1 protein-coding gene is annotated in these 1004 nt (G+C 66.1%); it reads right to left on the reverse strand.

What is annotated here, in order from left to right; translation table 11 throughout:
- Positions 1 to 993, reverse strand: a 993-nt coding sequence (locus AC097L_RS26630) for a cadherin repeat domain-containing protein (protein WP_479589689.1), incomplete at its 3' end; no start/stop codon positions are given.
- Positions 994 to 1004 lie beyond the last annotated feature (11 nt).

The following is a 1004-nucleotide window of genomic DNA, read 5'->3' on the forward strand; positions in this document are numbered from 1 at the left end:
TGCCACGTTGTCCCCGTTGTCTCCCCCATCCGCCATCTCCGCTCCTTGTGCTGCTGCAGTGTCGTCCGCTGCGGCGATGCTGTCACCCGCCGTTTGTCCGCTCTGTGCGCCATCGCCCGTACGGCCGGCGATGCCTCGGTTGGGCTTAGGGCGGTTCAACACCGGCACCGGATCGAAGTTTTGCCAGGCCGGCGTGGTGGCCAGCATGCTGGTCAGCAGTGCGCCACCACGTGTAGCCCAGATAGCCACACCGAGCGACAGCGCCGTGCTGCCGATCCAGACCGCGTCAATCACGGGTTCGCCGGTGGGCAGTTCGGCAGCGTTACTGCTGCTGCCAAGCTCGATCGACGGTTCCTGCGTGTAGCGTTCGCTCGCCGAGGACGATGCGCGCAGACGCTCTTGTTCCTCCAGCAGCAGCTCCACCTGCGACAGCGCCATGGCGCGGCGTTCAGACAAGCCGGAGATCGGCATGGGCAGCAGCAGGTTCTGGCGGCTGACTTCAAAAGACAGCAGGCGACCTGGCGAAACAGTGGCCAGTGCGTTCACACCGGGCTCGGGCAGGTCGCCCGGGGCGACATCAGGCGGCGAGGCCGTTGGCTCCTGGGCTACCGAAGCACTGCTGCCGGTGGCGATTACTGCAGTGCTCGGCGCGTCTACAACGGCGGTAAAGGCCGGTGAACCCGGCAATGCGGGTATCAGGGGGGGCGGTTCGGGTAGGGCGACAAGGTCGTCACCCCATCGCACCGAGAAAATGGCCGAACGCACCGAGCCGTCGCTGCTTTGGATCTGTACGACGATGTCGTACGAGGCACCCGGCGTACCGGTGGCGATTAGTGCGCTGTTGGCAACGGTCACCACCCCGGTCGACGGGTGGATGGCAAACCGGCCACCGGCATCATCGGCCAGGCGGTAAGACACGGCGGTGCCGGCATCTGCGTCGAATGCCTGCGCGGTGATGCCCACCAGTCCACCATCGGCTACGCGGGAGGCCACCACATTCGGTC

This window comes from Rhodoferax sp. RT5P35 (assembly GCF_056521385.1).